This is a genomic window from Deltaproteobacteria bacterium, assembly GCA_016931625.1.
Lineage (GTDB): Bacteria > Myxococcota > XYA12-FULL-58-9 > XYA12-FULL-58-9 > JAFGEK01 > JAFGEK01.
The window spans coordinates 1-5,125 of the sequence record JAFGEK010000197.1; the positions used below are offsets into that span (position 1 = coordinate 1).

A 5,125-nucleotide genomic window follows, 5' to 3' on the forward strand; every position below is an offset into this window, starting at 1 on the left:
GGCAAACCAACCTTATTAAAAACTGATTTAGTTTGGCTTGATGAAGCTCCACAAGCTTTTGCCGCAAGAATTAACAACGAAGGGCTAGCCATATATGTCAAATAAACATGCAGATAGCATAAATAATCTAAATCGGGCGCTGCGGGCATTACGCCTTGCTGCTACTACGCCAGTCGCCGAACCGCGTGATCTTGCAGGAATTATTAAAAATTTTGAAATTGTGTACGAACTTAGCTGGAAAACCCTAAAAAGAAAGCTAGAAAATGCAGGTCATAACCCATCTTCAGCTCGTTCTGCTTTCGAAATGGCCTTTGAATTAGGTTGGATAGAAAATGAAGAAATATGGCTGGCGATGATCGCGGATCGCAATTTAACGGTGCATACCTATAATGAAACTTTTGCTGAAGCTATGATAGATCGTATTAGAAATAACTATTTGCCAGCCTATGAGAAATTATTGCATTATTTGCATTAAAAATGCGTATGTAATTAGGGGGTGTCCCTAAATGTTGGACTTAAGAGATTCACGAAAGCCGTGTAAACGGTGGCCGCGCGCGCAGCAAAATCATGCTGAGGCTTGCTTACTGGCAAGTCGCAGGCAGGATTTTGACGAGCACGCGGTCGTAAGTAGCGGATTTCGTGAAGATCGACGGGAGACATTTAGGGACACCCCCTAGGCCAACTGATGGTTCATTAACATTTTGTATATTTAATTGATAGTAGGAGCCGACTGTGCCAAAGCGTTATTCTTGGCGTGACTTAGATGAAAATCAGCGCATTGCAATTTTGCGCCGACCGGCAATCACCGCAGGCGCTGCCACCCGTGATACCGTTTTACCATTAATAGATTTAGTACGTAATCAGGGTGATAAAAGTTTACGAGAGTTAACTCTGCGCTTTGACAAAGTTCAAATTGATAATCTTGTCCTAAGCCAAAGTGAACGCGATGCAGCTTTTATAGAAGTAACCCCTGAGCGACGCTTGGCGATGGTGCGTGCTATTGAGAATATTACCCGTTTTCATGCTGCCCAACGTCGCCCGCCGTTAGTTGTCGATACCCAACCTGGGGTACGCTGTGAACGTATAATTCGTCCTATAGAAAAAGTTGGTATGTATGCCCCCGGTGGCAGTGCACCATTGGCTTCAACGGTGCTTATGTTAGGTGTACCCGCCAGATTGGCTGGTTGTCCTACACGTGTTTTATGTTCACCACCAAGACCTGATGGTTCACTCGACCCCCATATTATAGTCGCGGCGACACTTGCTGGCATCGAAACCGTAATCAAGGTAGGTGGGGCGCAGGCTATTGCAGCTATGGCATATGGAACTGAGAGTGTTCCTAAAGTTGATAAAATTTTCGGTCCCGGAAATTCGTGGGTAACCATGGCTAAAATGCTGGTTGCTGAAGATCCCGAAGGTGCTGTCATTGATATGCCTGCCGGACCTTCAGAAGTATTGGTGATTGCCGATGCTTCAGCTGATCCAACTTTTGTAGCTATCGATATGCTTTCGCAAGCTGAACATGGTCCTGATTCACCTGCTGTACTGGTTACCACATCATCAGAAATAGCTGATGCAACACAAAATGAACTCGAACGCTTAGTGACTACTTTGCCACGTCGTGATAGCGCGCAAGCAAGTCTACAACACAGTCTTATTATCATTGCTGATGATACTTTACAGGCTGCAATGATCACCAACCTTTATGCTCCTGAGCATCTAATTATTCAGACTGTAGATGCTCGTGAATTAGTTGGCCATATTTTAAATGCTGGTTCAGTCTTTTTAGGTCCGTTTACACCAGAGTCTACAGGTGATTATGCTAGTGGTACTAATCATGTTTTACCTACCTATGGCTATGCTCGTGCAGTTTCAGCGTTGTCGTTAGAAGCATTCGAAAAATCATTCACGGTACAAGAACTAAGCGCCAATGGCTTAAGAGACTTAGCCCCGATTGTCGAAACCCTTGCAAAGATAGAAGGATTAGAAGCTCATCGAGCTGCGATGTCGCTTAGGCGAGAAAAACTTGCGGCTATTAAAAGTGATATGAAAGTACCCTATAGTGCAAGCAAATCAACAAATTGGCCACTACGACTGGCCAGAGCAACTGTACGAAACTTAGCTCCTTATAGCTCAGCTCGTAGTACAATATCACATGCCCCAGTACTATTAGACGCTAATGAAAATCCTCGGGCACCGCTAGGAGATTACCCAGAACTTAATCGTTATCCATCACCACAACCAGTAGAACTTTTATCGCGCCTAAGTGAAATTTATGGTGTTGATAATGATAATGTGGTCGTTGGCCGAGGTTCTGATGATGTAATTGACTGGTTATTACGAACTTTCTGTGAAGCTCGCTATGATGGCATTATAGTTTGCCCGCCAACCTACGGAGTCTATTCAGTATTTGCAGAATTGCAAGGTGCAAACGTACGTGAAGTACCGCTTACCTCAGCACCTAATTTTGAAATTGACGTACCAGCCTTGCTGAATGCTTGGCAACCACAAGACAAGCTGATTTTTTTATGCTCGCCTAATAATCCTACAGGTAACATTATTAATACTGAAATTATTGCAGGCATTGCCGAAGCTTTTCATGAACGCGCTTTAATCATTTTAGATGAAGCATATATTGAATTTGCCGATACCCCTAGCATGGTATCTCATATTTCAACGCTGCCGAATTTAGTGGTTTTACGAACCTTATCTAAAGCACATGGTTTGGCCGGAGCTCGATGTGGTGTTGGTTTAGCTAATCCTGAAATTATTAGTTTGCTTAATAAAGTTCGAGCGCCCTACCCGCTACCACGTCCAGCGATAGCAGCCGTACTCGATGCCACCACCCAAACAAGCCTAGTGCAAGCACAAGAGCAAATCGATATCATTAAAATTGAACGCCTACGTTTACATAATTACCTAAGCCAATTACCCATAACTCTTAATGTTTTTAACAGCCAAGCAAACTTTTTATTAGCTCGTTTTATTGATGCTGAATTGGTAATGGCTGTTGCACGAAAAGCTGGCATTATTATTCGTGATCGAAGTAGTCAGCTAGGTCTTGATAACTGCGTACGCATTACTATAGGTACCCATGAAGAAAATGATAAACTACTTAATGTACTATCTAAGTTAGGGGCTTAATTTAAAATGGGTGTTCGTAAGATTCTTTTTGTTGACCGTGATGGCACATTAATTCGTGAAACTGCTGATTACCAAGTAGATAGTCTTGAAAAGATGCAATTGGTTGACAATGTTATACCTGCATTATTGCAATTACGTGACTATGGTTACAAATTCGTAATTGTTACTAATCAAGATGGCTTAGGCACAGAAAAATATCCTCAAGCAGCCTTTGATTTAGTGCAAAAAACGATGATTGAGCTTTTTCGCTCCCAAGGCATAAAATTTAACGAAGTATTGGTATGTCCTCATTTTCCTGAAGACGACTGCTTATGCCGCAAACCTCATTTAGGTCTAGTTCGTTCCTATTTAACTGGTGGCGATCTTGATATGACCACTTGTGCAATGGTTGGTGATCGCGAAACTGATCTCACTTTTGCTGAAAATATGGGCATTCGCGGTTATCGAGTGGGCAGCGACATACCAGATGCTTTAAACTGGCTTGAGATCGCTCATGAGCTAATTACTCGTCCTCGCCGCGGTAGATGTCAGCGCCGTACTAATGAAACTCGTATTGATATTACTGTTGAGCTCGATCAAGATACTTCTAGTGCTCCTGCACCACCGCAACAAAATATATCAACTGGCATCGGTTTTTTTGACCATATGCTTGATCAATTATCACGGCATGGTGGTTTTTCTCTTTCACTAGTAGCTGAAGGTGATTTACATGTTGATGAGCATCACACCATCGAAGATGTTGCGCTAGCCTTAGGTGAAGCTTTACGACAAGCGATAGGAGATAAAATTGGTATTGGGCGTTATGGGTTTGTGCTCCCTATGGACGAATCATTAGCACAAGCCACTATCGACCTTTCAGGTAGAGCCTATTTTGTACTTAACGGTAAACTACCATGTGAGCAAGTTGGTGGGATGTCCTCATCAATGGTTGAGCACTTTTTTCAAAGTTTTGCTACTGCATTAGGTGCCACATTGCACCTTACTATCAGTGGTAATAATATTCATCACATGATTGAAGGTTTATTTAAAGCAGTGGGACGCGCCCTACGCCCTGCATTGCGTCGCTTTGATACTGGTTTGCCTTCGACTAAAGGTATATTGTAAGCATGGTTCTACTTGATTGGCGCTTACAAATTCTCAACAAAAAAATTCTTTATACGTTTAATTAGTGGCCGTAATATTATTTGATCGTCAAAACGATGGCCTATACCGGCAATTATTTCTAATGTAACATTACGAGCACTGGTAGCTATATCATGAGCATCACTGCAGGGCACAACATCATCATCTTCGCCATGAATTATAAATAATGGGGCGTGTAAAATTGTTACTGCCGAAAGCACATCATGCGCCCTAGCATCAACAAGAATTTCTGGGTTAAAAAATTCTCTTAATTTTTTATTTTCTGCTTGACGTTCAATCAATGATGCCAAATCGCCTACGGCCGCCACCGTGCTAATGGCAACTATTCTTTCATCGCGTGCTGCAGTCAGTAAAGCTACTGCTCCGCCAATACTCGAACCAAAAAGACCGATGCGTTTTGCGCCACAACTTGCGATTAAATTAACTGCCGCGTCTAAATCAGCCATGCGTCGACTTACGGTTGTATTACGCATGTCTCCTTGTGAATCACCACAACCAGCAAAATCAAAACGCAACGTCGCTATATCACAAGTTAGCAAAGCATCTGCAAGCATACGTTGTTTAGCGCCATTTTTATTTGAAAACATCCCATGACAAGTAATAACCGCACATCTATCAATAGAACCTTGCAATATTCCTGTTAGTTTTTCACCACGTTCATTAGTAAATGTTATACTTGTTTCGGTCACTTTTAGGTTCTCGCCTACTTTTTAGCAATATACCAATATCAGAGCCAAACACTCCAGCATCGTCGACTAAAACATGCACAAAATATAGCAAGCTACCATCAGCAAATAATGATGGTTCACCGACATAGCCACTGATGATTTGCTTCGAC

Annotated in this window: 4 protein-coding genes; 3 read left to right on the forward strand and 1 reads right to left on the reverse strand. The window is 42.4% G+C overall.

Features of this window, described 5'->3' with window-relative positions; translation table 11 throughout:
- The first annotated feature begins 94 nt into the window (after positions 1 to 94).
- From JW841_16480 to hisB, 3 genes are all read left to right on the forward strand, one after another.
- Positions 95 to 475, forward strand: a complete 381-nt coding sequence (locus JW841_16480) for a nucleotidyltransferase substrate binding protein (GenBank protein MBN1962531.1) — start codon at positions 95 to 97, stop codon at positions 473 to 475.
- A gap of 257 nt (positions 476 to 732) precedes the next feature.
- Entirely contained in the window at positions 733 to 3,144 is a 2,412-nt protein-coding gene (hisD, locus tag JW841_16485; protein ID MBN1962532.1) for a histidinol dehydrogenase, read from the forward strand.
- A gap of 6 nt (positions 3,145 to 3,150) precedes the next feature.
- Positions 3,151 to 4,248: a bifunctional histidinol-phosphatase/imidazoleglycerol-phosphate dehydratase HisB gene (gene hisB, locus JW841_16490; GenBank protein ID MBN1962533.1), complete on the forward strand. Its 1,098-nt coding sequence runs from the start codon at positions 3,151 to 3,153 to the stop codon at positions 4,246 to 4,248.
- 23 nt (positions 4,249 to 4,271) lie between these two features.
- Here hisB and JW841_16495 read toward each other — a convergent pair whose 3' ends face one another.
- Positions 4,272 to 4,976, reverse strand: coding sequence for an alpha/beta fold hydrolase (locus tag JW841_16495; GenBank protein MBN1962534.1), 705 nt, complete (start codon positions 4,974 to 4,976; stop codon positions 4,272 to 4,274).
- Between the last annotated feature and the right edge of the window lie 149 nt (positions 4,977 to 5,125).